The organism is Microbacterium sp. H83, from assembly GCF_001650405.1.
Lineage (GTDB): Bacteria > Actinomycetota > Actinomycetes > Actinomycetales > Microbacteriaceae > Microbacterium.
Window position 1 is genome coordinate 201359 of record NZ_LWCU01000012.1, and the last position, 24714, is coordinate 226072.

General features: G+C 70.3%; 22 protein-coding genes. 7 read left to right on the forward strand and 15 right to left on the reverse strand.

The window, feature by feature from the left end:
- Nucleotides 1-175 precede the first annotated feature (175 nt).
- Nucleotides 176-1531 (forward strand): DUF349 domain-containing protein, encoded by a 1356-nt coding sequence (locus tag A4X16_RS06975; protein WP_197491791.1) that lies wholly within the window; start codon nt 176-178, stop codon nt 1529-1531.
- A 60-nt stretch (nt 1532-1591) separates the two neighbouring features.
- Nucleotides 1592-2143: a type IV toxin-antitoxin system AbiEi family antitoxin gene (locus tag A4X16_RS06980; RefSeq protein WP_067118379.1), complete on the forward strand. Its 552-nt coding sequence runs from the start codon at nt 1592-1594 to the stop codon at nt 2141-2143.
- On the opposite strand, the gene A4X16_RS06985 is transcribed toward A4X16_RS06980, so the two are convergent.
- The 8 genes from A4X16_RS06985 to A4X16_RS07020 all read right to left on the reverse strand — a co-directional run bounded on the left by A4X16_RS06985 (nt 2130) and on the right by A4X16_RS07020 (nt 10738).
- Nucleotides 2130-4379, reverse strand: coding sequence for a RelA/SpoT family protein (locus A4X16_RS06985; protein WP_067118381.1), 2250 nt, complete (start codon nt 4377-4379; stop codon nt 2130-2132). The two genes, A4X16_RS06980 and A4X16_RS06985, sit on opposite strands and share 14 nt — an antisense overlap.
- Before the next feature lie 68 nt (nt 4380-4447).
- Nucleotides 4448-5437, reverse strand: coding sequence for a protein translocase subunit SecF (gene secF, locus A4X16_RS06990; protein ID WP_067118384.1), 990 nt, complete (start codon nt 5435-5437; stop codon nt 4448-4450).
- Nucleotides 5437-7167, reverse strand: a complete 1731-nt coding sequence (gene secD / locus A4X16_RS06995) for a protein translocase subunit SecD (protein ID WP_067118387.1) — start codon at nt 7165-7167, stop codon at nt 5437-5439. Before secD ends, secF begins: the two co-directional genes overlap by 1 nt.
- Before the next feature lie 60 nt (nt 7168-7227).
- Nucleotides 7228-7638: a preprotein translocase subunit YajC gene (locus tag A4X16_RS07000; RefSeq protein WP_331709744.1), complete on the reverse strand. Its 411-nt coding sequence runs from the start codon at nt 7636-7638 to the stop codon at nt 7228-7230.
- A 75-nt stretch (nt 7639-7713) separates the two neighbouring features.
- Nucleotides 7714-8739 (reverse strand): Holliday junction branch migration DNA helicase RuvB, encoded by a 1026-nt coding sequence (ruvB, locus tag A4X16_RS07005; RefSeq protein ID WP_067118393.1) that lies wholly within the window; start codon nt 8737-8739, stop codon nt 7714-7716.
- Nucleotides 8732-9337, reverse strand: coding sequence for a Holliday junction branch migration protein RuvA (gene ruvA, locus A4X16_RS07010; protein ID WP_067118396.1), 606 nt, complete (start codon nt 9335-9337; stop codon nt 8732-8734). The genes ruvB and ruvA overlap by 8 nt, the downstream gene beginning before the upstream one ends.
- A gap of 9 nt (nt 9338-9346) precedes the next feature.
- Complete coding sequence (gene ruvC / locus A4X16_RS07015; protein WP_067118399.1) at nt 9347-9931, reverse strand: crossover junction endodeoxyribonuclease RuvC; 585 nt, start codon at nt 9929-9931, stop codon at nt 9347-9349.
- Between the two features lie 45 nt (nt 9932-9976).
- Nucleotides 9977-10738 (reverse strand): YebC/PmpR family DNA-binding transcriptional regulator, encoded by a 762-nt coding sequence (locus tag A4X16_RS07020; RefSeq protein WP_067118494.1) that lies wholly within the window; start codon nt 10736-10738, stop codon nt 9977-9979.
- Between the two features lie 137 nt (nt 10739-10875).
- Here A4X16_RS07020 and A4X16_RS07025 point away from each other — a divergent pair, with 137 nt between their 5' ends.
- Nucleotides 10876-12261, forward strand: coding sequence for a pyridoxal phosphate-dependent decarboxylase family protein (locus A4X16_RS07025; protein WP_067118402.1), 1386 nt, complete (start codon nt 10876-10878; stop codon nt 12259-12261).
- Here A4X16_RS07025 and pdxT read toward each other — a convergent pair.
- Together pdxT and pdxS are read right to left on the reverse strand one after the other, a co-directional pair.
- Nucleotides 12258-12866, reverse strand: a complete 609-nt coding sequence (pdxT, locus tag A4X16_RS07030; RefSeq protein ID WP_067118405.1) for a pyridoxal 5'-phosphate synthase glutaminase subunit PdxT — start codon at nt 12864-12866, stop codon at nt 12258-12260. The two genes, A4X16_RS07025 and pdxT, sit on opposite strands and share 4 nt — an antisense overlap.
- Nucleotides 12856-13749 carry a pyridoxal 5'-phosphate synthase lyase subunit PdxS gene (gene pdxS, locus A4X16_RS07035; RefSeq protein ID WP_067118408.1) on the reverse strand — a complete coding sequence of 298 codons (894 nt, stop codon included), beginning with the start codon at nt 13747-13749 and terminating at the stop codon, nt 12856-12858. Before pdxS ends, pdxT begins: the two co-directional genes overlap by 11 nt.
- A gap of 105 nt (nt 13750-13854) precedes the next feature.
- On the opposite strand from pdxS, the gene A4X16_RS07040 reads away from it, so the two are divergent.
- On the forward strand, nt 13855-15162 hold the full coding sequence (locus A4X16_RS07040; RefSeq protein ID WP_067118411.1) for an aminotransferase class I/II-fold pyridoxal phosphate-dependent enzyme: 1308 nt from the start codon (nt 13855-13857) through the stop codon (nt 15160-15162).
- 46 nt (nt 15163-15208) lie between these two features.
- Nucleotides 15209-16060, forward strand: a complete 852-nt coding sequence (pdxY, locus tag A4X16_RS07045; RefSeq protein WP_067118414.1) for a pyridoxal kinase PdxY — start codon at nt 15209-15211, stop codon at nt 16058-16060.
- Nucleotides 16061-16069: 9 nt separating this feature from the next.
- Here pdxY and A4X16_RS07050 read toward each other — a convergent pair whose 3' ends face one another.
- The 3 genes from A4X16_RS07050 to A4X16_RS07060 all read right to left on the reverse strand — a co-directional run bounded on the left by A4X16_RS07050 (nt 16070) and on the right by A4X16_RS07060 (nt 19027).
- Nucleotides 16070-16624 (reverse strand): HIT family protein, encoded by a 555-nt coding sequence (locus A4X16_RS07050; RefSeq protein ID WP_067118417.1) that lies wholly within the window; start codon nt 16622-16624, stop codon nt 16070-16072.
- A complete protein-coding gene (gene thrS / locus A4X16_RS07055) occupies nt 16621-18546 on the reverse strand; it encodes a threonine--tRNA ligase (RefSeq protein WP_231880295.1) in 1926 nt (641 codons plus the stop codon). The genes A4X16_RS07050 and thrS overlap by 4 nt, the downstream gene beginning before the upstream one ends.
- A gap of 121 nt (nt 18547-18667) precedes the next feature.
- Nucleotides 18668-19027: a YnfA family protein gene (locus A4X16_RS07060; RefSeq protein WP_067118422.1), complete on the reverse strand. Its 360-nt coding sequence runs from the start codon at nt 19025-19027 to the stop codon at nt 18668-18670.
- Nucleotides 19028-19082: 55 nt separating this feature from the next.
- Between A4X16_RS07060 and A4X16_RS07065 the strand changes: the two genes are divergently transcribed.
- Together A4X16_RS07065 and A4X16_RS07070 are read left to right on the forward strand one after the other, a co-directional pair.
- Nucleotides 19083-19496 (forward strand): DoxX family protein, encoded by a 414-nt coding sequence (locus A4X16_RS07065; RefSeq protein ID WP_067118425.1) that lies wholly within the window; start codon nt 19083-19085, stop codon nt 19494-19496.
- Nucleotides 19497-19560: 64 nt separating this feature from the next.
- Complete coding sequence (locus A4X16_RS07070) at nt 19561-20907, forward strand: cryptochrome/photolyase family protein (protein WP_067118427.1); 1347 nt, start codon at nt 19561-19563, stop codon at nt 20905-20907.
- Nucleotides 20908-20944: 37 nt separating this feature from the next.
- Here the strand turns inward: A4X16_RS07070 and A4X16_RS07075 are convergent, their stop codons facing one another.
- Together A4X16_RS07075 and A4X16_RS07080 are read right to left on the reverse strand one after the other, a co-directional pair.
- Nucleotides 20945-21433, reverse strand: coding sequence for a hypothetical protein (locus tag A4X16_RS07075; RefSeq protein ID WP_197491792.1), 489 nt, complete (start codon nt 21431-21433; stop codon nt 20945-20947).
- Between the two features lie 24 nt (nt 21434-21457).
- A partial coding sequence (locus tag A4X16_RS07080; protein WP_442922904.1) for a beta strand repeat-containing protein occupies nt 21458-24714 on the reverse strand: 3257 nt, incomplete at its 5' end.

Sequence of the window (24714 nt, forward strand, 5' to 3'; positions counted from 1 at the left end):
GAGCGCGGTGTTTCCCGCATGTGACGCGCGGTGTTTCCTGCGTCGAACGATCTGCTCACAGAACGGTAACGGCTGTTGTGAGATGCCGGGGCCACACTGAGACCGGGCTGCTCGTACTAGGCTGAACATCGTCCTTTCCGCCTCCCGCGGGCCCTACCGCGCAAGGAGAATCACCGTGTCTGCCACCGAGCCGTCGAAGCCGACTCCCCCCGTTCCCACGCCCCCGGCCGTGCCGATGCCCCGCAAGGCGCCCACGCCCGCGACCGTCGCGCCGGCCGCGCCCGCATCGACGACGTCGACGAGCGACGCCGCCGAGTGGGGTCGCGTCGCCGACGACGGCACCGTCGAGGTCCGCGAGGGCGACGCCTGGCGCGTCGTCGGCCAGTACCCCGACGGCACGCCCGAGGAGGCGCTCGCCTACTTCGTGCGCAAGTACGACGACATCGCCTTCAAGGTGACCGCGCTCGAGCAGCGCCACCAGGCGGGCGGCGCCTCGGCGACCGATCTCGCGAAGCAGGCGGCGCACCTCGTCTCCGAGACGACGGATGCCGCGGCGGTCGGCGACCTGGTCGGACTCCGCGGCCGCCTCGACGCCCTGACCTCGTCGCTGTCCGAGGCCACGGCGCACGAGGCGCAGCAGGCGAAGGAGCTCGTCGACCAGGCCGTCGCCGAGCGCACCGCCCTCGTCGAGCGCGCCGAGGCGATCGCGTCCCGCGACCTGTCGAAGGTCCAGTGGAAGCAGGTCACCGCCGAGCTCGGCGAGCTGTTCGACGCCTGGCAGGCGCACCAGCAGAACGGGCCCCGCCTCTCGAAGGGCGTCTCGCAGCAGCTGTGGAAGCGGTTCCGCGACGCCCGGGGCACGGTCGACAAGGCCCGTCGCGCGTTCTACTCCGAGCTCGACGACGCGCACAAGGTCGCTCGCGACGCCAAGACCCGGCTCGTCGAGCGCGCCGAGGCCCTGGCCCCGCGCGGCGTCGACGGCATCCCCTCGTACCGCACCCTGCTCGACGAGTGGAAGGCGGCGGGACGAGCGGGTCGCAAGGCGGACGACGCCCTCTGGGCGCGGTTCAAGGCGGCCGGCGACGCGCTGTACTCGGCTCGCGCCGAGCAGTCCGCCGCCGAGGAGGCCGACTCGGCTCCCAAGATCGAGGCGCGTCAGGCGCTTCTCGAAGAGGCCAAGGCCGTCGCCGACGAGTCGAACATCAAGCGCGCCCGCGCGCTGCTCACCCGCATCCAGCGGCAGTGGGATGAGATCGGGCGGATCTTCCCGCGCGACAAGGAGCGCGCTCTCGACGACCGCCTGCGCGTGATCGAGCAGGCGCTGAAGGCGCGCGAGGACGTCGACTGGAAGAAGAACAACCCCGAGACCAAGGCGCGCGCGAACGACATGAGCTCCCAGCTCGTCGAGGCGATCGAGAAGCTCGAGGCCGAGGTCGCCGCTGCGGAGAAGGCCGGAGACAAGAAGGCGGCGAAGGATGCCGCCGACGCACTCGAGGCGCGCCGCGCCTGGCTCAACGCCCTGGGCGGCTGAGGTCTCCACAGATCGGTCTCACGACCACGGACGCGGGATGCTCCACGCCACACTGGCGGGATGCATCCCGCGTTCCTGTATCTGCCCGGTGACCGCCTCGCGCTGCCCGAGCTGAGCGCGGCGGCGCTCGACGGCCACGTCGTGGCGGTGGGCGAGGGCTTCATCCCGGCCGACCTCGTCGAGGGTCCGAGCACCAGGGCGACCTCCCTCGCCCGCCTCATCCCGGCCGGCACGGTGGCCTCGGGGCCGACAGCCGCGTGGATCCACGGCGCGCGAGATGCTCCCCCGGCGCTCCATCACGTCCGTCGCGTCGCCCGTCGTCGGATCCGCCCCGCGCTCGATCGTCGCGTCACGATGCACGACGTGCACGTTCCGGACCCGGAGCTCGTCCGCCTCGGCGGGGTCGCCGTCCTGACGCCTCTGCGCACCATGGTCGACCTCGCGCTCGGCCTGCACCGCGACGAGTCGCTGATGCGCTGGATGATCGGGCTCGCGCATGTCGACCCCGCTCTCCCGAGCGACGCGATCGACGTGCTCGCCTCCCTCGGTCGCGTGCCGGGCAAGCGCGCGGGCCGGGCCGCGCTCACCCGGATCAGCGTCAGGACGAGGTGACCCGGTAGACGTCGTAGACCGCGTCGATGCGCCGCACGGCGTTCAGCACGCGGTCGAGGTGCACGGCGTCGCCCATCTCGAACACGAAGCGACTGAGAGCGAGACGCTCGTCCGTCGTCGTCACCGTCGCCGACAGGATGTTGACGTGATGCTCGCTGAGAACGCGCGTGACGTCCGACAGCAGGCCGGAACGGTCGAGCGCCTCCACCTGGATCTGCACCCGGAAGACGCTCTTCGTGGTCGGAGCCCAGGAGACGTCGACGAAACGGTCCTCCTCGCTCGCCAGCGCCTTGACGTTGACGCAGTCCGACCGGTGGACGGAGACGCCGCTGCCCCGTGTCACGAAGCCCACGATGTCGTCGCCGGGCACGGGGGTGCAGCACTTCGCCAGCTTCACGAGGATGTCGGCGGCACCGCGGACCAGCACGCCCGAGTCGCCGGCGCGAGGCTCACGGGTGGGGATGCTGCCCTGCACGTCGATCGGCCCCGTGGCCGGATCGTCGGCCGAGACGAGCGCGGTGACCTTCTCGAGCACCGACTGGGTGGAGACGTGCCCCTCTCCCACGGCGGCGTAGAGGGCCGAGACGTCCTCATAGCGCAGCTGGTGCGCGACCTCGGCGAACGAGTCCTGGCTCATCAGCCGCTGCAGGGGCAGGTTCTGCCGGCGCATCGCCCGGGCGATGGACTCCTTGCCCTGCTCGATGGCCTCCTCGCGGCGCTCCTTCGTGAACCAGCCACGGATCTTGTTCCGCGCGCGAGTGCTCTTCACGAAGCCGAGCCAGTCCTGACTCGGTCCGGCGTCGGGGTTCTTCGAGGTGAAGACCTCCACCACATCGCCGCTCTTGAGCTCAGACTCGAGCGGCACGAGCCGCCCGTTCACCTTGGAGCCCATCGTGCGGTGACCGATCTCGGTGTGCACGGCGTACGCGAAGTCGACCGGGGTGGCACCGGCGGGGAGGCCGATGACCCTGCCCTTCGGCGTGAAGACGTAGACCTCCTTCGCGCCGATCTCGAACCGGAGGGAGTCGAGGAACTCGCCGGGATCCGCGGTCTCGGCCTGCCAGTCGGAGATGTGCGCGAGCCAGGCCATGTCCGCGTCGGCTGCGCGGACCTCGGCCTTGCCGCCGTTCATCCGCTCCTTGTACATCCAGTGCGCCGCGACACCGTACTCGGCCTGCTGATGCATTTCGTGCGTGCGGATCTGGATCTCGACGGTGCGGCCGGACGGACCGATCACGGTCGTGTGGAGCGACTGGTAGAGATTGAACTTCGGGGTCGCGATGTAGTCCTTGAAGCGACCGGGAAGCGGTGTCCAGCGTGCGTGGATCGCGCCCAGCACGGCGTAGCAGTCGCGCACGGAGGCGACGAGCACGCGGATGCCGATGAGATCGTAGATGTCGTCGAACTCGCGGCCCCGGACCACCATCTTCTGGTACACGGAATAGAGCTGCTTCGGGCGACCGACGACCTTGCCGCGGATGCGGAGATCGCGGAGATCCTCGTCGATCTCCTCGACGACCTGCGTCAGGTACTTCTCGCGTTGCGGCGTGCGCTGCGCGATGAGGTTGTGGATCTCGTTGTAGATCTTGGGATGCAGGACCGCGAACGACAGATCCTCGAGCTCCGACTTGATCGCCTGGATGCCGAGGCGGTTGGCCAGCGGCGCGTAGATCTCGAGCGTCTCCTTGGCCTTCTTCGCGGCCTTCTCGGGCGGGACGAATCCCCAGGTGCGGGCGTTGTGCAGGCGGTCGGCGAGCTTGATGAGCAGGACGCGGATGTCCTTCGACATCGCGACGATCATCTTGCGGACGGTCTCGGCCTGGGCGCTCTCGCCGTACTTGACCTTGTCGAGCTTGGTCACGCCGTCGACGAGCATCGCGACCTCGTCGCCGAACTCCGCGGTCAGGTCCGCCAGCGCGTAGCCGGTGTCCTCGACGGTGTCGTGCAGCAGCGCGGCCGCGATGGCGCGCGGACCCAGGCCCATCTCGGCGAGGATCTGGGCGACCGCGAGCGGGTGGGTGATGTACGGCTCGCCGCTCTGACGCTTCTGCCCTTCGTGCTTGACCTTGGCGACCGCGTACGCACGCTCGATCACGGCGAGGTCACCGCGCGGGTGATTGGCGCGCACGGTGCGAGTCAGGTTGTCGAGGTCGTTGACCCTGGGCGCACGGGAGAAGATGCGGGGAACCAGGCGCCTCAGGCTCGATCCCTGCGACGTCGTCTGCGGTTCCGCCATCCGCTCACCTCCCGAATCACAACAGCTTACGCGTGCTCAGCGGGGGGCGGCCCCGCTGAGCGGGACGATCAGGCCTCGACGGAGGCGCGGCTGCGCGCCTCGCGGATCCGCGCGTCGCGGGCCGCGATCTGCGGCTCGTTCTCGCGGAACAGCGAATACAGCGGCGCGGCCACGAACAGCGTCGAGTACGTCGCGACGAGGATGCCGACGAAGATCGAGAGCGAGATGTCGGTGAGCGACTCGGCGCCGAGCCAGAACGCGCCGATGAAGAGCACGGCACCGACCGGCAGGGCGGCGACGACCGACGTGTTGATCGACCGCACGAGGGTCTGGTTGACCGCGAGGTTGACGGATTCGCCGAAGGTCCGGGCGGATTGCTCCCCGTCCTCCGTGGTGTTCTCCCTGATCTTGTCGAACACGACCGTGGTGTCGTACAGCGAGTACGCGAGGATCGTGAGGAAGCCGATCACCGCGGCCGGCGAGATCTCGAAGCCGGCGAGGGCGTACACGCCCACCGTGATGACGAGCACGTCGAGCAGACCGAGGATCGCCGCGGCCGACATCTTCCAGGTGCGGAAGTAGATCGCGAGGATCAGGAAGGTGAGCGCGAGGAAGATCGCGAGTCCCCACAGGGACTGCCGGGTGACGCTCTCGCCCCACTGCGGACCGATGAAGGACGATGCGACGCTGTCCGGCTCCACGCCGTATGCGTCGGCGAGGGCGTTCGCGACCTGCTGTGTCTCCTCGGAGCTCATCTGATCGGTCTGGACGCGGATGTCCGTGCCGTTCACGACGACGACCTTCGTGGCGGCGCCGTCGACGACCGACTGCACGGCGTTCGACGCCGTCTCCTGGTCGAGGCTGTCCGGCGCCTGCACCGTGAACTGCGATCCGCCCGTGAACTCGATGGAGAACTGGATCGGCCGGATGAGCGGCACCAGGGCCGATGCCACCACGAGGGCGATCGCGATGATGAACCACAGGCGACGCTTGCCGACGAACGGGAAGGACGTCTTGCCCGAGTAGAGGTTGTTTCCGAACTCGTTCATGGAAGCCATCACGCGTCCCCCTCACTTCCGGTGCTGGTGGATCTGTCACCGGCGAGTGCTTCGGCGCGCTTGCGCTCTGCGATGGTCTGGCGGCGATCCGCTTCGCCGCGCGAACGGGCGTTCTTCGCGCCCCGGCCCGCGGACGCCGTGACGACCTCGCGGAACTGCGAGCGGCTGCGGTAGACGGCTCCGAGGGACTCGGGATCGAGCCCCGACAGTTTGTGTCCGCCGCCGAAGAACTTCGTCCTGGCGAGCAGCTGCATCACGGGGTGGGTGAAGATCACGAAGATGAAGACGTCGATGACGGTGGTGAGGCCCAGCGTGAACGCGAAGCCCTTCACGGTCGAGTCGGCGAGGATGTAGAGCACCACGGCGGCCAGGATGTTGATCGACTTGGAGATGTAGATCGTGCGCTTCGCGCGCCCCCAGCCGTCCTCGACCGCGGACGTGATCGACTTGCCGTCTCTCAGCTCGTCCCTGATGCGCTCGAAGTACACGATGAACGAGTCGGCCGTGAAGCCGATGGACACGATGAGTCCGGCGACACCCGCGAGTGAGAGGCGGAAGCCCAGGCGCCAGGCCAGGATGCAGATGACGATGTAGGTCAGGACCGCCATCACCGCGATCGACGCGATGATCACCGACCCGAGAGCCCGGTACACGATCAGCGAGTAGACGGCGACGAGCACGAGTCCGATGAGACCGGCGATGAGGCCGATCTGCAGCTGCTGGGTTCCGAGCGTCGCAGAGACCGTGTCGTCGCTCTGCACGGTGAAGCTGAGCGGCAGAGCACCGAACTTGAGCTGGTCGGCCAGGGTCGTCGCGCTCTCCTGCGTGAAGTCTCCCGAGATGCTCGGGCGCCCGTCGAGGATCTGACCGTTCATGCGCGGAGCGCTGATCACGGAGCCGTCGAGGACGAACGCGAACTGGTCGCGCGGCGAGAGATTGTCCAGACGGTTCTGGTTCAGGCGCGTGCTGACCTTGCCGAACGCGTCCGTGCCGTCGGCGTTCATCGTCAGCTGCACGAGCCAGGCGCCCGACCGGGGGTCGCGACCGCTGGTGGCATCCGTGATGGCCTCACCCGTGAGCTCGGTCGGACCGAGCAGGTACTTGGCCTGGTTGAGCGGGTCGCACGCGATGAGGGGCTGGTCCTCGGGCGCGCGGGCCGGATCGTTGTCGGGATTCGCGCAGTCGTACGCCTGGAACTCCGCCGCGAGCCGGTCGGTCACCCACGCGAGGTCGCTCGCATCGGTGGGCTCGGCCGTCGGCGTGTCGCTCAGGGAGTCGTCCGGCGTCGGGAACGGCGTCTCGTTGCCGTCCTCGCCGACGAAGGACGTCGCCGCCGCCGTGGTCGCCAGCACCGGTCGGAACTCCAGCTGCGCGCTCGACTGGATGCGCTCACGCGTCTGCTCGTCCGCCTTGCCGGGGATCTGCACGACGATGTTCGAGCCGCCCTCGGTCGTGATGTCGGCTTCCGCGACACCCGACGCGTCGACACGCTGACGGATGATCGCCGCGGCCTGATCCATCTGCTCCTGGGTCGGCGCCGCGCCGTCCTCGGTCTCCGCGCTGAGCACGATCTGCGTGCCGCCCTGGAGGTCGAGGGCGAGCTCAGGCGTCCACGAGCTCTGCGTGAAGACGTAGACGCCCGCGGCGTTGATTCCGAACAGGACGCCCGTCACCAGGAGGAGGCCGAGGAGGACCCGCCAGGCGTGACGGACCGGAGAGGATGAAGCCACGTGAGATCAGCTTTCTGAGATGCCGGATGTCCGAGGGCAGCGCCGTGCTGCCGGACGGGTTTACTTGTCGTCGGCGTCGCGCTCGAGGCGGCGACGCGTCTCCTCGGGGGTCTCGAGCGCGGCGGGCGCCTCGTCGACGACGGGCGCGTCCTCTGCGACGACGTCGGCCGCGACGACCTCGTCGTCCACGACGTCCTTCGGCTCCACGATGCGCAGGATCGCCTGGCTGTGCACCTCGATGACGGTGCCGGGCGCGATCTCGACGAGCGCGGGCGAGTCGAGGTCGTCGTGGTCGTAGGCCACGATGGTTCCGTAGATGCCGCCCTGCAGGAGGACCTTCACTCCGGGGACGGTCTTCGTCGCCTTCTCCTCCTGCTCCGCCTTCATCTGCTTCTGGCGCTTGCGTCCGTTGACGAACATGAAGACGACGAGGACGGCGAGAAGGCCGAAGAGCAGGATTTCCATGGGCATGGTGGCAGTGGGCCTTTCTCAGGTGCGCGCACCAGGGACCGGGCGCACAGTTCTATCGGGGGAAGTCTTCAGCGATTATAGGTCATCGAGGCGAAGCACCCCGTCCGGGTGCGCCATGCCCAGATGGGCGTACGCCTCCGGCATCGCGATCCGCCCTCGCGGCGTGCGTCCGAGGAACCCGATGCGCACGAGATACGGCTCCACGACGCTCTCGACGGTCTCCGCCTCCTCGCCGACGGCGACGGCGAGCGTGCTGAGACCGACGGGTCCCCCGCGGAAGCGGCGCACGAGGGCCTCCAGCACCGCTCGGTCGAGACGGTCGAGACCGATGGGGTCGACGTCGTAGAGGTCGAGGGCGGCGTTCACGTCGTGCAGCGATGCGGAGCCGCCGCCGTGCACGAGCGCGTAATCCCGCACTCGACGCAGCAGACGGTTCGCGATGCGAGGCGTGCCGCGGGAGCGCCGGGCGATCTCCGACAGCGAGTCGTCCGGCAGGCCCACGCCGAGCACCAGAGCAGACCGCGCGATGACGCGCTCGAGCTCGGACTCCTCGTAGAACTCGAGGTGCCCGGTGAATCCGAAGCGGTCGCGGAGCGGGTTCGGGAGCAGACCGGAGCGGGTCGTGGCGCCGACGAGGGTGAACGGCGCCAGCTCCAGCGGGATGCTGGTGGCTCCTGCGCCCTTGCCCACCATGATGTCGATGCGGAAATCCTCCATCGCGAGATAGAGCATCTCCTCCGCCGACCGCGCCATGCGGTGGATCTCGTCGATGAACAGCACCTCGCCGGGCAGCAGACTCGACAGCAGCGCGGCGAGGTCGCCCGCGTGCTGGATCGCGGGTCCGCTCGACATCCGCAGCGGACGCTCGCTCTCGTGCGCGACGATCATCGCGAGCGTGGTCTTGCCGAGTCCCGGAGGGCCCGCGAGGAGGATGTGGTCGGGAGAGCGGTTCTGGATGCGTGCCGCGTCGAGCAGCAGCTGCAGCTGGCCGCGGACCTTCTGCTGGCCCACGAACTCGCCGAGGCTCGTGGGACGCAGGGCGCCCTCGATCGCGAGCTCGGTCTCGTCCGCCGGCTCCGTCGCGTCGCGGGCGTCAGACACGCGCCGGCCCCAGCATCGCCAGTGTGCGACGCAGCAGAGGCGCCACGGCGGAGCGCTCCGCCTCGGAGGCGTCGGCCGCCGTCTGAGCGGCCGCCTCCGCGGCGACCTTCTCGGACCAGCCGAGGCCCACCAGCGCGGCCGTCACCTGATCGACGACGCTGGACGCCGCGCCCGCCGAGGGCTTCGCGGCGACCGCGACGGGATGCACCTTGCCCGCGAGCTGCACGACGATGAGCTTCGCGGTCTTCGGTCCGATGCCGGAGACCCGACGGAAGGGTGCGTCGTCCTCCGCCGTGACCGCCTCGGCGATCTGATCGACCGTGAGGTGCGACAGCACTCCGAGGGCCGACTTCGGGCCGACGCCGGTCACACTGATCAGCAGGCCGAAGATCTCGAGCTCGCTGCGGTCCGCGAAGCCGTAGAGCGAGAGGGCGTCCTCCCGCACGATGAGGCTCGTGTGGAGCATCAGCCGCTCGCCGACCGTGGCGGTGTGCGCGACGTCGCCGGGCACGGCGACGGCGAACCCGACCCCGCCCACATCGACGACGACCTGATCGGACGACGAGTGCAGGACCGTGCCGTGCAGCGAGGAGATCATCCTCCGAGCCTACGCGCCGGGTCGTAGGTATGTTCGAGCGACACGCTCCGCATCGGCCCACGCCCGTTGCGCGGGAGTCAGCGCATCCTGACCGGTCGGGCTCGCCGCACCGCGCCGCCAGGCGTGGCAGAGCGCGATCGCGAGCGCGTCGGCGGCGTCCGCCGGCTGCGGCGGCGCCTCGAGGCGCAGGATCCGGGCGATCATCGACTGCACCTGCTTCTTGTCCGCCGATCCGTACCCGGTGACCGCCGCCTTGACCTCGCTCGGGGTGTGCGTGGCGGCGGGCAGTCCGGACTCCGCGGCCAGGAGGAGGGCGACGCCGCTGGCCTGCGCCGTGCCCATGACGGTGTGGCTGTTCTGCTGGGCGAACACGCGCTCGACCGCGACCGCGTCCGGCCGATGCGTCCCGATCACCTCGCGGATCCCCGCGGCCACGATCGCGAGGCGCTCTCCGATGGGCAGGTCGGGCGCCGACCGGATCACGCCGACGTGCACGAGCGTGCCGCGACGGGACCTGTCGACGTCGACGATGCCGACGCCGCAGCGCGTGAGGCCGGGGTCGATTCCGAGCACGCGGAGCGAGGAGGAGGTCACTCCTCCAGGCTATGGGCGTCGTCGACCGTCGGTCGTCCGGCGCGCCTACGCGTCGTCGTTCTCGAGCTCCGCCTGCACCTCGGCAGTGAGGTCGAAGTTCGTGAAGACGTTCTGCACGTCCTCGCTGTCCTCGAGGGCGTCGATCAGGCGGAAGATCTTGCGAGCCGTGTCGGCGTCGATCTCGACCTTGAGGTTCGGGACGAACTCGACGTCCGCCGACTCGTAGTCGATCCCGGCATCCTGCAGCGCGCTGCGGACGGCGACGAGATCCGACGCCTCGGTCACGATCTCGAAGCCCTCGGCGTGCGGCTCGATCTCCTCGGCCCCCGCCTCGAGCGCGGCCATCATCACGTCGTCCTCGGTCGTGCCCTCGGATCCGACGACGATGACGCCCTTGCGGCTGAAGTTGTAGGCCACGCTGCCGGGGTCGGCGAGGGTGCCGCCGTTGCGGCTGAGCGCCGTGCGCACCTCGGCGGCGGCACGGTTCTTGTTGTCGGTCAGACACTCGATCATGAGGGCCACGCCGTTCGGGCCGTACCCCTCGTACATGATCGAGGTGTACTCGACGGCCTCGCCGCCGATGCCCGCCCCGCGCTTCACCGCGCGGTCGATGTTGTCCTTCGGGACGGAGGTCTTCTTCGCCTTCTGCACGGCGTCGAACAGCGTCGGGTTGCCCGCCAGGTCGGCGCCGCCGAGCTTCGCCGCGACCTCGATGTTCTTGATGAGCTTGGCCCAGGACTTGGCACGGCGCGCGTCGATGACGGCCTTCTTGTGCTTGGTCGTGGCCCACTTGGAATGCCCGGACATAAGTCTCCGCTCGTCGATCTGCTCGGGGCTCGCGCCCAGCGCGTCGTCCATTCTATCGAATCCCCGCGCTCGCGCCCGGTGCCGAGCGCCGGCACCGCCTCTGGTGCCGTCGTCGACGCGGGTGTAGGCCTGGACGCATGGATGACAGTGCGCTGGACGACAGAGCCCGCGGGCTCGCGGCCGCTCACCGGGCGGCGACCGGATTCCTGGCCTCGATCGACGACCGGCCCGTGTGGCCGCGCGCGAGCCTCGACGACATGCTGGACGCCTTCGGCGACGCCCTCCCGGACGACGGGACCGACGCGGCGTCCGTGATCGACGAGATGGGGACGAGAGCCGACCCGGGACTCGTCGCGATCCCCGGCGGACGCTTCTTCGGCTTCGTCATCGGCGCGACCCATCCCGCCGCCCTCGCCGCCGACTGGCTGGTGTCGGCGTGGGATCAGAACTCCGGCTCGTCGCGGCTCACACCCGCCACCGTCGCGCTGGAGAGGATCGCAGGACGATGGATGCTGGAGCTGCTCGGTCTGCCGGCGACCGCGAGCGTCGGGTTCGTCACCGGCGGTCAGATGGCGAACTTCACGTGCCTCGCGGCCGGCCGCAACGCCGTGCTCGCGCGGGCCGGATGGGACCTGACGGACCGCGGGCTGCGCGGCTCCCCCGCCGTGCGGTTCGTCGTCGGCGCTGACCGCCACGGCTCGATCGACCGCGCCGCCCGATTCCTCGGGATCGGACGCGCGGAGATGACCGTCGTAGAGTCCGACGATCACGGTCGGATGCGGCCGGACACCCTGAGCGCGGAACTCGACGCGGGATCGGGACCGCTCATCGTGTGCCTGCAGGCCGGCGAGGTGCACACCGGAGCGTTCGACGACTTCGCCGCTCTCCTTCCGATAGCCAGGGAGCACGGCGCCTGGGTGCACGTGGACGGCGCGTTCGGGCTCTGGGCCGCGGCGTCTCCGCGCCTCGCCCGGCTCTGCGCCGGGATGGCCGACGCCGACTCGTGGGCGACCGATGCGCACAAGACCCTCAACGTGCCCTACGACTGCGGCATGGCGATCGTGCGCGACCCGGCCGACTCGATCGCCGCGTTCCGCACCGGCGGCGACTACCTCATGTACACGGGCCTCGATCCCTGGGACGTCACCCCCGAGCTGTCCCGACGCGCCCGGGGGGTGCCGGCGTGGGCGGCCCTGCGCGGTCTGGGCCGCTCGGGCGTCGCCGCACTCCTGGACCGACTGCACGCGAACGCCGTCGCCATGGCATCCGGATTGTCGTCCGTGCCGGGGGTCGAGGTCGTGAACGACGTCGACTACACCCAGGTCATGTTCCGGCTGGCCTCCGACGACGCGACCCGAGCGCTCGGCGAGGCGATCCTGACCGAGGGGACGGCCGCCGTCACGGGCGCCGAATGGCGAGGCCGCGCGACCCTGCGATGCTCGATGTCGTCCTGGGCGACGACCCCGGATGACGTCGAGCGCACCGTCGCCGCGATCCGCTCGCTGGTGTCATCCGCGGGTTAGGCCGCCTCGGCGGCGAAGGCACGGACGTGGGCGAGGAACCGCTGGTGGAAGCGGGTCTCGCCGTCGACCTCGGGATGGAAGCTCGTCCCGAGCAGGCGGCCCTGCTCGACCGCGACGATGCCGCCGTCCGCCAGGGTTGCGAGCACCTCGACGCGCTCCCCCGCGCGTTCGACGATCGGTGCGCGGATGAAGGTCGCCCGCACGGGCGGCTCCCCGAGGGCGGCGATCGCGAGCTCGGTCTCGAAGGACTCGGTCTGACGTCCGAACGCGTTCCGTCGCACGGCGACGTCGAGGCCGCCGAACGACTCCTGGCCGCGGATGCCGTCGAGCACCTCGTCCGCGAGGAGGATGAGCCCCGCGCACGTGCCGTAGACGGGGAGGCCGCCGGCGATCGCCTCGCGGACCGGCGTCTGCATGCCGAAGGAGCGCGAGAGCTTGTCGATCACGCTCGACTCTCCCCCGGGCAGCACGAGGCCGTGCACCGCGGCGAGCTCCTCGGGCCGTCGGACCAGCGCGACCTCGGCGCCGAGTCCCGAGAGCAGGGCGACATGCTCGCGCACGTCGCCCTGCAGCGCGAGGACGCCGACCCGGGGGCTACCAGCCACGCTCGGCGAGGCGGTGCGGAGCGGGCAGGTCGGAGACGTTGATCCCGACCATCGCCTCGCCGAGCCCGCGCGAGACCTCGGCGATGACGGCGGCGTCGTCGAAGAACGTGGTCGCCTTGACGATCGCCTTCGCCCGCTCGGCCGGGTTGCCGGACTTGAAGATGCCCGACCCGACGAAGACGCCGTCGGCGCCGAGCTGCATCATCATCGCGGCATCCGCAGGGGTCGCGACCCCGCCCGCGACGAACAGCACGACCGGGAGCTTCCCGGTCTCGGCGATCTCGGCCACGAGCTCGTAGGGCGCCTGCAGCTCCTTCGCGGCGACGAACAGCTCGTCCTTGGGCAGCGCCGTGAGCGCCGCGATCTCGCCGCGGATCTTCCGGATGTGCTTCATCGCCTCCGAGACGTCGCCGGTGCCGGCCTCGCCCTTGGAGCGGATCATCGCCGCCCCCTCGTTGATGCGTCGGAGCGCCTCGCCGAGGTTGGTCGCCCCGCACACGAAGGGGACTGTGAACCCGTACTTGTCGATGTGGTTGACGTAGTCGGCCGGCGAGAGGACCTCGGACTCGTCGATGTAGTCGACGCCCAGCTCCTGCAGCACCTGAGCCTCGACGAAGTGGCCGATGCGCGCCTTGGCCATCACGGGGATCGACACCGCGTCGATGATGCTGTCGATCATGTCGGGGTCGCTCATCCGCGACACGCCTCCCTGCGCGCGGATGTCGGCGGGCACCCGCTCGAGAGCCATCACGGCGACGGCGCCCGCGTCCTCGGCGATCCGCGCCTGCTCGGCGGTGACGACGTCCATGATGACGCCTCCCTTGAGCATCTCCGCGAGACCGCGCTTGACGCGGGGGGATCCGGTGATGGGCTGTGCGGACATGCGGGCTCCTGTCGGGTGAGCGTGTGCGAGATCGGACAACGATCTCTTTGATCTATGCCAAACAGTAGCACTGTCCGCGACGACCTAGAATCGGTGCAGAGGACCATGACCGACCAGATCACCGGAACCACCGCAGCGGACATCGCCGACAGCGTCCGCGACCTCCGCGACCGCGGCGTCCTCCAGGCGGGCAGCGCGCTTCCGCCCGTACGGGAGCTCGCGGCGACGCTCGGGGTGAATCGCAACACCGCGGTCGCGGCGTACCGCCAGCTCGCGCAGGCAGGACTCGTCGTCTCGCGCGGCCGCGCCGGCACCGTCGTCGCCGGCCTCGAGTCCGTGGCACAGGAGGGGTACGCGGCCGACACCGTGCTGCGCGACGTCGGCACCGGCAACCCCGACCCCCGTCTGATCCCCGACCCGTCGGCAGCGCTCGCGACCGTCGCGGGTCGCCCGGTGCTCTACGGCGAGCCGGTGATCGACCGCGGTCTCGATCGCTGGGCCCGCGAATGGGTCGCCGCAGACCTCGCGGACGCCGACTTCCGCATCACGGTGACCAGCGGCGCGGTCGACGCCGTCGAGCGCCTGCTGGCCCAGGCGCTCATGCGCGACGACGCCGTCGCGCTCGAGGACCCCTGTTTCCTGGCCAGCATCCACACCGTCCGTCTCGGCGGTTACCGTGCCGTGCCGGTTCCCGTCGACGCCGAGGGCATGACGGTGGCGGGTCTGCGCGCCGCACTGGACGCCGGCGTCCGCGCCGTGATCTGCACGCCGAGAGCCCAGAACCCGACGGGCGCCAGTCTCACCGCGACGCGGGCCGCGGAGCTGCGTGCGGTCCTCGCGGATCACCCCTACGTGCTCATCATCGAGGACGACCACTTCTCGATGCTCTCGCAGAGGTCGTACGAGTCGCTCATCGGGCCCGCTCATCGCCGTTTCGCGCTCGTGCGCTCGGTGTCCAAGTTCCTCGGCCCCGACATGTGCCTCGCGATCGCCGCCACCGACGCCACGACCGCCGAGCGTCTCGCGATGCGGCTGAGCCCGGGCACGACGTGGGTCAGCCACCTGCTCCAGCGGCTCACGCTGACGCAGCTGACCGACCCCGTCGTGCTGTCGCAGATCGACGACGCCCGCGCGCACTACGCCCGCCGGAACGCCGCGTTCGCCGATCGACTGCGCGCTCACGGTCTCGACTCCCCCACCCCCGACGGCCTCAGCCTCTGGCTCGAACTGCCCCGTCCTGCGCGCCACGTCGCGGAGAGGCTCATGCGTCGGGGCTGGCTGGCGCGGACCGGCGACGACTTCGCCCTCGACGAACGAGCCGACCCCTCCCACCATCTGCGCCTCACCGTGCACGACCTCACCGACGAGGATGCGGACACGCTGATCGCCGACCTCGTCGCGGCCGTGCGATGACCACCCACAGCGGGACCACGCCCGCTCCGAACGAAAGGATCGGGGAATGAAGGTCCTCTCCATCCAGTCCGCCGTCGCCTACGGACACGTCGGCAACTCCGCCGCCGTCTTCCCGCTGCAGCGCATCGGCGTCGAGGTCCTCCCGGTCTACACGGTGACCTTCTCGAACCACACCGGATACGGGTCGTGGCGCGGGCCGCTCATCGCGCCGGACGACGTGCGCGAGGTCATCACGGGCATCGAGGAACGCGGGGTCTTCGGGGAGATCGATGCCGTGCTGAGCGGCTATCAGGGCGGCGAGGGCATCGGCGACGTCATCATCGACGCCGTCGCGCGCGTGAAGGCGGCCAACCCCGATGCGGTCTACGCGTGCGACCCGGTCATGGGCAACGCCAAGTCGGGATGCTTCGTCGCCCCGGCGATCCCCGTGCTGCTCCGCGAGCGCGTGGTGCCCGTCGCCGACATCATCACGCCGAACCAGTTCGAGCTGGGCTTCCTCACCGACACCGAGCCCGACACGCTCGAGACGACGCTGGCTTCCGTCGACCTCGCCATGGCGATGGGTCCCCGCACCGTGCTGGTCACCAGCGTCGAGCGGCCGGACCGCGAGGAGGGCACGATCGAGATGCTCGTCGCCGACCCGTCCGGGGCGTGGATCGTGCAGACCCCGCGGCTTCCGATGAAGGCCAACGGATCGGGCGACGTCACCGCGGCGCTCTTCACGGCGCACTACGTCGCGACGGGCGACGCCCGCACGGCGCTCGAGCGCACCGCGTCGAGCGTCTTCGACCTGCTGTCGCTGACGCTGGAATCGGGCGAGCGCGAGCTGCAGCTCATCGAGGCGCAGGAGTTCTACGCGAACCCTCGGATGCAGTTCACCGCGCGACAGGTGCGCTGAGCGGGGCGATCAGTCCTCGGAGCGGGGCCACGCCTCGGCGACGGCCTCGCGGACTTCGCCGAGGAGCTGCGGCAGCGCCTTGGTCTTGGCGATGATCGGGAAGAAGTTGGCGTCCGACTTCCATCGCGGAACGATGTGCTGGTGCAGGTGCGCATCGACGCCGGCTCCGGCGACGGCGCCCTGATTCATGCCGAGGTTGAAGCCGTCGCACCGCGAGACCTCGCGCAGCACCCGCATGCCGATCTGGGTGAGCGCGCCGATCTCGGCCACCTCCTCCGGCGTCGCCTGGTCGTAGGTCGCGATGTGGCGGTACGGGCAGACGAGCAGGTGGCCCGAGTTGTACGGGAAGAGGTTCAGCACGACGAACGCCGTCTCGCCGCGAGCGACGATGAGCCGCTCGGCATCCGGGTACTTCGGCGCCTCGCAGAACGGGCACTCCTCCCGCAGCGGCTCGGGACCGGCCTGGATGTACGCCATCCGATGCGGGGTCCACAGCCGCTGGAACTCGTCGGGGACGCCGACCAGGAGGCCGGCGTCCTCGACGGAGGAGTGCTCGTCGGTCACGCCAGGTCCCCCGCCGTCTGCACGAGCGCGTGGGAGTCGATGGCCGCGCGGATGCGAGCCACGGCGTCGGCGATCGGCACGCCGTTCTCCTGGGTGCCGTCGCGATACCGGAACGAGACGGTGCCCGCATCGCGGTCCTTCTCCCCCGCGATGAGCAGCAGCGGGACCTTGCCCGTCGTGTGCGTGCGGATCTTCTTCTGCATCCGGTCGTCGGATGTGTCGAGCTCGGCCCGCACGCCCTGTGAACGCAGCGTGTCGACGACCTCGCCGAGGTAGTCGGCGAAGTCGTCGGCGACCGGAATGCCCACGACCTGCACCGGGGACAGCCACACGGGGAAGTCGCCGGCGTAGTGCTCGAGCAGGATCGCGAAGAACCGCTCGATCGAGCCGAACAGCGCGCGGTGGATCATGATCGGACGCTTCTTCTGCCCGTCCTTGTCCATGAACTCGAGGTCGAAGCGCTCGGGCAGATTCGGATCGACCTGCACGGTCGAGAGCTGCCAGGTGCGTCCGATCGCATCACGGGTCTTGAGGTCGATCTTCGGGCCGTAGAACGCGGCCTCTCCGGGCACCTCGGTGAGCTTCAGACCGGATGCCACGGCGACGCGCCGCAGGGCATCCGTCGAGGACTCCCAGAACTCGTCCGAGCCGATCCACTTCGACTTCTCGTCGTCCTTCATCGAGAGCTCGAGCTCGAAGTCGGTGAGGCCGAAATCGCGGAGCATCGAGAGGATGAACTCCAGCACCTTCGCGACCTCGCCCTCGAGCTGGTCGGGGGTGACGAAGAGGTGCGAGTCGTCCTGGGTGAATCCGCGCACGCGGGTCAGACCGTGCAGCGCGCCGGAGAGCTCGTTGCGGTAGACCGTGCCGTTCTCGGCGAAGCGCAGCGGCAGGTCTCGATAGCTGCGCGCGCGCTCCTTGTAGATGAGGATGTGCATCGGGCAGTTCATCGGCTTCAGGTAGTAGTCCTGGCCCTGCTTGGTGATGTTGCCCTCGTCGTCGCGCTCCTCGTCCATGACGATCGGCGGGTACATGCCCTCTTTGTACGTGACGAGGTGGTTCGAGGTCAGGAAGAGGTCCTCCTTCGAGATGTGCGGCGTGTACACGTAGGTGTAGCCGCCCTCGATGTGGCGCCTGCGCGCGTGCTGCTCCATCTCCCCGCGGACCACGCCGCCGCGCGGGTGCCATACCGAGAGCCCGGAGCCGATCTCCTCGGGGAACGAGAACAGGTCGAGCTCCTTGCCGAGCCGACGGTGATCGCGCTTCGCGGCCTCCTCGAGCCGGTGCTGGTACTCGCGCAGCTCGTCCTTCGACGGCCACGCGGTGCCGTAGATGCGCTGCAGCTGCGGGTTCTTCTCGCTGCCGCGCCAGTAGGCCGCGGCGATGCGGGTGAGGTCCCAGCCGTTGCCGATCATGCGGGTGTTCGGCAGGTGCGGGCCGCGGCAGAGGTCCTTCCAGACCACCTCGCCGTCGCGGGTGGTGTTGTCGTAGATCGTGAGCTCGCCCTCACCGACCTCGACCGAGGCTCCCTCGGCCGCCTCCTTGCCGCCCTTGAGGCCGATGAGCTCGAGCTTGAACGGCTCGTCGGCGAGTTCGGCGCGCGCCTCGTCGTCCGTGACCACGCGACGGACGAAGCGCTGACCCTCGCGGACGATGCGCTGCATCTCCTTGGTGATGGCCTTGATGTCCTCGGGCGTGAACGGGGTGTCGACGCCGAAGTCGTAGTAGAAGCCGTCGGTGATGGGCGGGCCGATGCCGAGGTTCGCCTGCGGGTTGATCCGCTGCACGGCCTGCGCCAGAACGTGCGCCGCCGAGTGGCGGAGGATGTTCAGGCCGTCGGGGCTGTCGATCGTGACCGGCTCGACCTCGTCGGCGTCCGTGACGGTCGCGGCGAGATCCTTGAGGTCGCCGTTGACGCGCATCGCGACGACGTTTCGGTCGGAGAACAGGGCGAAGCCGTCTTTCGGCTGGGCATTTTCAGGCACGGAACACTCCATCTGGGTCTGCATCCAGGCTACTCGTATGCGCGGCACGCACCGACCGTCACGCCCCGTCCTCGGCCGCGGCGCTCGCGGCCGCCGGCGCGAGGATGATGATCGCCGCCCCGACGAGGGCGACCGCCGACCCGACCCAGTCCCAGACGGTCGGCCTGAAGCCGTCCACGATGATGCCCCAGGCCAGGGACCCGGCGATGAAGACACCGCCGTACGACGCGAGGACGCGGCCGAAGTTCGCGTCGGGCTGCAGCGCCGCGAGGAACCCGTAGGCGCCGAGCGCCATGATCCCCAGCACGGCGAACACCCATCCCCTGTTCTCCTTGACCGCCTGCCAGATCAGCCACGCGCCGCCGATCTCGGCGACGGCGGCGAGCACGAACAGGATGCTGATGCGGAGCACGGTCATGCGCCCATCCTCCCAAACGGACTCGGCGCGGTCGTCGCCGAGGTAGCGTGAGCGGATGAGCAGAGCAGTCGCACGGTGGATCCTGGCCGCAGCCCTCGGCGCGATCGGCGTGCTGCACTTCACCGGAACGCGCGGCTTCCGCGTCGTGGTGCCCGAGTGGGCGACGCGCCTCTCGCATCTCGACAAGGATGCGATCGTCCTCGCCTCCGGTGCCGCGGAGATCGCCCTCGCCGCGGGGCTGGTCGCCCTTCCCGCCGAGCGCCGGCGGATCGGATGGGCCACCGCGGCCTTCTTCGTCGCGGTGTTCCCCGGCAACGTGCATCAGTGGCGCACGCAGCGATCGACCCCGGGACTCGACACGGATGCGCGGCGCTTCGGGCGGCTGTTCCTGCAGCCCGTGCTCGTGGCATGGGCGCTGTGGGCGACGAACGGGAGCATCCGCCGCTTCCGCGGCTCCCCCCGCCGATGAGCGCAGAGACCCGCCCTCTCGCAACCCCCGTGGCGGGAAACGTCCGGTGGGTCACAATGGGGGCATGGCATCCCCCTCGCTCGTCTGGCTCCGCGACGATCTGCGCCTCGCTGACAATCCGGCGCTGAGAGCGGCGATCGACCGGGACGAGCCGCTCGTCCTCCTCTACGTCCTCGACGAGGAGTCCCCCGGCATCCGCCCCCTCGGCGGCGCGGCCCGCTGGTGGCTGCACCACTCTCTCGCCTCGCTGCGCGACAGGGTCCACGAGCTCGGCGCCACCCTCGTCCTACGCCGCGGCCCCGCCGAGCGGGTGGTGCGCGAGACGGCGGACGGGATCGACGCGGCCGCTGTCTTCTGGAACCGCCGCTACGGCGGCCCCGAACGCGAGATCGATGCGGCCCTCAAGACCGCGCTGCGCGAGGAGGGGCGGGAGGTCGCGTCCTTCGACGGCTCCCTCCTGCACGAGCCCTGGACGGTCACGACGGGCAGCGGCACCCATTTCTCCGTCTTCACGCCGTTCTGGCGCGCCTGCCTCGCGCTCCCCGCACCGCGCGCACCACTGCCGAGCCCGCGCAGCCTCGACGGCCTCTCCCGCCCGCCGGCATCCGACGATCTCGACGACTGGGATCTCCTGCCCACGACGCCGGACTGGGCAGGAGGGCTCCGCGACACCTGGGAGCCCGGCGAGCCGGCGGCCCGAGCGCGTCTTCGGGACTTCCTCCGCGACGACCTGCCCACCTACGACCGGGCGCGCGACGAGCCGTCGGCGGGCGCGACCTCCCTGCTCTCGCCGCGGCTGCGCTGGGGCGAGCTGAGTCCGTTCACCGTGTGGCACGAAGCCGTCGAGGCCGACGGCGCGGCGGGATTCCTCTCGGAGCTCGGCTGGCGCGAATTCGCCTGGCACACGCTCTTCCACTTCCCCGACCTCGCCACCCGCAACCTGCGCCGCGAGTTCGACGCCTTCCCCTGGCCGCGGCTGCATCCGTCCCGGCTGGAAGCCTGGCAGCACGGGAACACCGGCATCCCGCTCGTGGACGCCGGGATGCGCGAGCTGTGGCACACGGGATACATGCACAACCGCGTGCGGATGGTCACCGCGTCGTTCCTCATCAAGAACCTGCTCATCGACTGGCGGCGCGGCGAGGAGTGGTTCTGGGACACGCTCGTCGACGCCGACGGCGCCAACAACCCGTTCAACTGGCAGTGGGTCGCCGGGTCCGGAGCCGATGCCGCGCCGTACTTCAGGATCTTCAATCCGGAGCTGCAGGCGAAGAAGTTCGACCCGCACGGGCTCTACATCTCCGAGTGGGCGAGCACGGCGCACACAGAGCCGATCGTCGACCTCGGCGAGACCCGGCGCGCCGCGCTCGCCGCCTACGACGTGGTGAAGCGGTCACCGCGCGACGCGTGATGACCGCTTCCTCGGATCCCGCTGAGCGGGCGGCTAGTCACGAGGCGTAGCGCTCGACCCGGAGCACGCAGTCGAGCGCCTCGTCCTGGACGGCGACCGTCGTCGCCCACTCGGCGCTCGCACCGGGATCCGTCGGGTCGACGTTCACCTGGGTCAGCGAGCGTGTGTCGCCGCCCTCTGTCAGAAGGGAGACGTAGATGCGGTACGAGGCGGCCGCATCGCTCGAGTTCGTGACCGTGCCCGCCACCTCCCAGTGATCGTCGCTGAGCTCGCAGGTGGTCACCTCGGCGTCGGCGAGTGCGCCGACGAGTCCCTCCCCCGAGCCCGGGGTGTCCACGATGTCGGTGACGCCCGCCTCGGCCGCCTCCGTCTCGGTGGCGGTGGGAGTGGGGGAAGGCTCGGGACCGCCGTCCGTGCAGCCGGCGAGGGCGAGCCCGAGGGCCACGGCGATGCCCGCCGCGACCACCCCCGTGGCGGCCGGACGGCGCCCTGCGGTGGTCGAGCGGGAGGTGCGGATGATCTGCATCGTGTCGCCTTTCAGTGCGGAGTGCTAGGAGGAGAGGTTTTGAGGCCGCGTCGACCGGCGGCGACGTCCGGTGAGGAGCAGCACGAGGCCTGCGAGGAGGAAGACTGTCGAACCGCCGACCAGCGGAAGCGCGTCGCCGCCTCCCGTGAAGGGCAGGATTCCGGTCGGCCCCGGGTCCGGCAGGGTCAGCGCATCGGAGGCCGCATCGAGCACCGGGACGCCGGATCCCGCTTCGACGCTCGTCACCACGGCCCTCGAGGTGACCACCGTCCCCTCCATCGCCGCCGTGATGACGACCGTGGCGACGGCCGTCACGCTCTGGCCGGGGAGCAGCACTCCCGGTTCGCCGGGCCACGTGTACGTCAGCCCCGAGAGTCCGGGGAACGGGTCGTCGATCCGGACGCCGGTCAGCGTCGTCGTCCCCATGTTGGTCGCCGTGTACCGGAAGACGAGGCGGTCGCCCGCATAGCCCTGCTGACCGTCCTGGAGCGAGATGCTCATGCCGAGGTGGATCCTCGGCTCGTTCGGCACGTCGACGCGCGCCGCGTCCTCGGCGCCGACGACCGTGCCGTCCGGGGCCGTCCCGGTGGCGCTCGCGACGTTGTCGATGTGTCCTCGAGCGACGTCCGCCGTGGTGATCACGTAGTCTGCGGCGACCGTGACCGTCTCGCCCGAGGCCAGGATCCCCGGGGTGCCCGGCCACACCACGGTCGGCGACCCGAGTCCTGCGAGCTCGTCGACGACCGCGACGTCCGAGAGCGTGACGTTCCCGGTGTTGGTGACCGCGACGGTGTAGCGGACTCCGCCGCCCTGCTGGGCCGCACCGGTGAGAGCCGCCGTCTTCACGACCTCGAGCGCAGGGGCCGAGGCGAGCAGGTTCTCACCGGGGTCCTCGTCGCTCACGACGACTCCGGAGCCGGTGCCGGTCGCGACGACCGCGGAGGCGATGCGTCCCGCGTCGACATCCGCCTGCGTGAGCTCGTACCACGCGGTCGCGGAGGCCACCTGACCCGGCGCGAGCACACCAGGCTCGCCCGGCCACGTGATCTGCAGGCCGGCGAGGCCGAGCTGCCCGTCGGCGAGGGAGACGCCGCGGAGGGTGACGTTGCCGGTGTTGCTGATCGTGAAGACGTACTCCACGCGGTCGCCGGGGCGCCCGGTCGCGCCGCCCGCGAGGGACTGTGTCTTCTCGACGTCGATCGACGGAGCAGCGCCGATCGTGGGCACGACGGACTCGGGCGACTCGGCGGTCACCGCGTCGCCGCCCGGCGTCAGCGCGCCCGCGCTCGCGGTGTTCCGCACGGCGCCGGCGTCGATGTCCGCCTGCCGCACCGAATAGGTCGCGGATGCGGCGACCGACTGCCCGGGCGCCAGCACGCCCTCGTTCTCGGGCCACGGCCCGTAGGCGATGTCCGACAGACCGTCGAGCGCGTCGGAGAGCGCGACGGACGACAGGGTCAGGGTGCCGGTGTTCGTGACGACGAAGTCGTAGGAGACCTCGGTGCCGAGACCGCCGTCGCCCTGCGCGGTGCCGGTCTTCGACACCTGGAGCGCGCCGGTGCCCCCGACGAGGGGCACGACCGTGACCGGTGTGCGGTGGCTCACATCGGCTCCGGTCGGCGGTGTCCCGGTGCCGGTGGCGATGTTGCGCACCGTGCCGGCGTCGACATCCGCCTGGCTCACCGGCCGCGAGCCGGTGATCGTGACGGTCTGGCCCGGCAGCAGACGGCCGGGGTTCGCGGCATCCGGCCACACGAAGACCAGATCCGTCAGGCCGTCCACGGTGTTGGTGAGCCTGACGCCCGTGAGGGTCGTGTTCCCGATGTTCTGGATCGTGAACGTGTAGTCGATCGCGTCGCCCACGACTCCCGCGTCTCCGGGAGCCAGCTGCGCCGTCTGCGTCGTGCGGATGGTCTGCGTGGGGTTCGTCGGGGCGTCGGTGTCGATCGTGAACGGATCCGAGCTGTCCGACACGACGACCCCGCGGGGAGAGGTGCCGAACGAGGTGGCGACGTTCGTGATCGACCCGGCGTCGACGTCGGCCTGCGTGACGGTGTATCGGGCGACGCCCTTCGCCGAGCCGCCCGGGGGCAGGATGCCGGTGGTCGCGGGGAACTCGATCTGCGGCGTGCCCAGCCCCTCCAGGTCGTCCTGCAGGCGGACGAGCCGCAGCGTCACGTTCCCGGTGTTCGTGATGTCGAAGCTGTACTCGATGATGCTGCCGACACCGCCCGTGCCGCTGACGTAGGACCCGCCCTTGACCGTCCGGATCGAGGGAGCGTGATCGGCTGTCGGCAGCGGAGCGATGGTCGAGCTGGTCGCCAGCTCCTGACCGCTCGGTGTCGTGGCGCGCACGGTGGCCGTGTTCTGCACGGAGCCGCGATCGACGTCCTCCTGGCTGATCGCGTACGGCGCCGTGCCCGTGGCGATCTGTCCGGGTGCGAGGACGCCGGCCGCACCGGGCCAGTCCACCGTGATGGGGCCGATCCCCACGAGCTCGTCGGCGATGGCCACGTCGGTCAGACTGACGGTTCCGGTGTTCTCGATGCGGAAGTCGAACGTGACGCCGTCGCCGGCGGCGGACGCGCCGGGCACGTCGAGCGACCCGGTCTTCTCGAACACGAGGCCGGGAGCGGGAGCGAGCGAGACCGTGGCGGGCGCTGTGCGGCTCGCGGGCGCGCCCGCGGGCGGGGTGCCTGTTCCGGTGACGAGGCTGGTGACGCTGCCGGCATCGACGTCGGCCTGGGTCAGCACGTACGTCGCGGTCGCCGTCACGGACTGCCCCGGAACCAGCACACCCGCCTCACCCTGCCACACATACGCAGGAGCCGACGCCCCGGCAAGAGCATCCGAGAGAGCGGCGCCGGTCAGGGTCACATTGCCCTGGTTCGTCAGCACATACGTCCACGTCACCACATCCCCGGCCCGACCCGTCGCCCCCGCAGCCAGCACACCACGATCCGACACCGACACCACCGGAGCAGCCGCCTCCGTCGCCACCACACTCTCCGGCGACACCGCCGAGATCGGCCCCGACCGCGCCGGCACACCCGACGCCGACGCCGTGTTCACCACACGACCCGCATCCACATCCGCCTGCGTGATCACATACTCACCCACAGCCGTCGCCGTCTGCCCCGGAGCGATCACACCCGGCGCACCCGCCACCGGCCACACCACATCCGACACCACCACACCCGGCACCGCATCCGAGAGCACCACACCCGACACCGTCACATTGCCGGTATTCGACACCCCGAACTCATACGACACCACATCAC

Excerpts from the sequence above, each read along its gene's own strand:
- A4X16_RS06980 (WP_067118379.1), top strand. The coding sequence starts at position 1,592 with ATGCATCCCGCGTTCCTGTATCTGCCCGGTGACCGCCTCGCGCTGCCC.
- A4X16_RS06985 (WP_067118381.1), bottom strand. The coding sequence starts at position 4,379 with ATGGCGGAACCGCAGACGACGTCGCAGGGATCGAGCCTGAGGCGCCTG.
- secF (WP_067118384.1), bottom strand. The coding sequence starts at position 5,437 with ATGGCTTCCATGAACGAGTTCGGAAACAACCTCTACTCGGGCAAGACG.
- A4X16_RS07000 (WP_331709744.1), bottom strand. The coding sequence starts at position 7,638 with ATGCCCATGGAAATCCTGCTCTTCGGCCTTCTCGCCGTCCTCGTCGTC.
- ruvA (WP_067118396.1), bottom strand. The coding sequence starts at position 9,337 with ATGATCTCCTCGCTGCACGGCACGGTCCTGCACTCGTCGTCCGATCAG.
- A4X16_RS07020 (WP_067118494.1), bottom strand. The coding sequence starts at position 10,738 with ATGTCCGGGCATTCCAAGTGGGCCACGACCAAGCACAAGAAGGCCGTC.
- A4X16_RS07025 (WP_067118402.1), top strand. The coding sequence starts at position 10,876 with ATGGATGACAGTGCGCTGGACGACAGAGCCCGCGGGCTCGCGGCCGCT.
- pdxS (WP_067118408.1), bottom strand. The coding sequence starts at position 13,749 with ATGTCCGCACAGCCCATCACCGGATCCCCCCGCGTCAAGCGCGGTCTC.
- A4X16_RS07040 (WP_067118411.1), top strand. The coding sequence starts at position 13,855 with ATGACCGACCAGATCACCGGAACCACCGCAGCGGACATCGCCGACAGC.
- pdxY (WP_067118414.1), top strand. The coding sequence starts at position 15,209 with ATGAAGGTCCTCTCCATCCAGTCCGCCGTCGCCTACGGACACGTCGGC.
- thrS (WP_231880295.1), bottom strand. The coding sequence starts at position 18,546 with ATGCGCGTCAACGGCGACCTCAAGGATCTCGCCGCGACCGTCACGGAC.
- A4X16_RS07060 (WP_067118422.1), bottom strand. The coding sequence starts at position 19,027 with ATGACCGTGCTCCGCATCAGCATCCTGTTCGTGCTCGCCGCCGTCGCC.
- A4X16_RS07065 (WP_067118425.1), top strand. The coding sequence starts at position 19,083 with ATGAGCAGAGCAGTCGCACGGTGGATCCTGGCCGCAGCCCTCGGCGCG.
- A4X16_RS07070 (WP_067118427.1), top strand. The coding sequence starts at position 19,561 with ATGGCATCCCCCTCGCTCGTCTGGCTCCGCGACGATCTGCGCCTCGCT.
- A4X16_RS07075 (WP_197491792.1), bottom strand. The coding sequence starts at position 21,433 with ATGCAGATCATCCGCACCTCCCGCTCGACCACCGCAGGGCGCCGTCCG.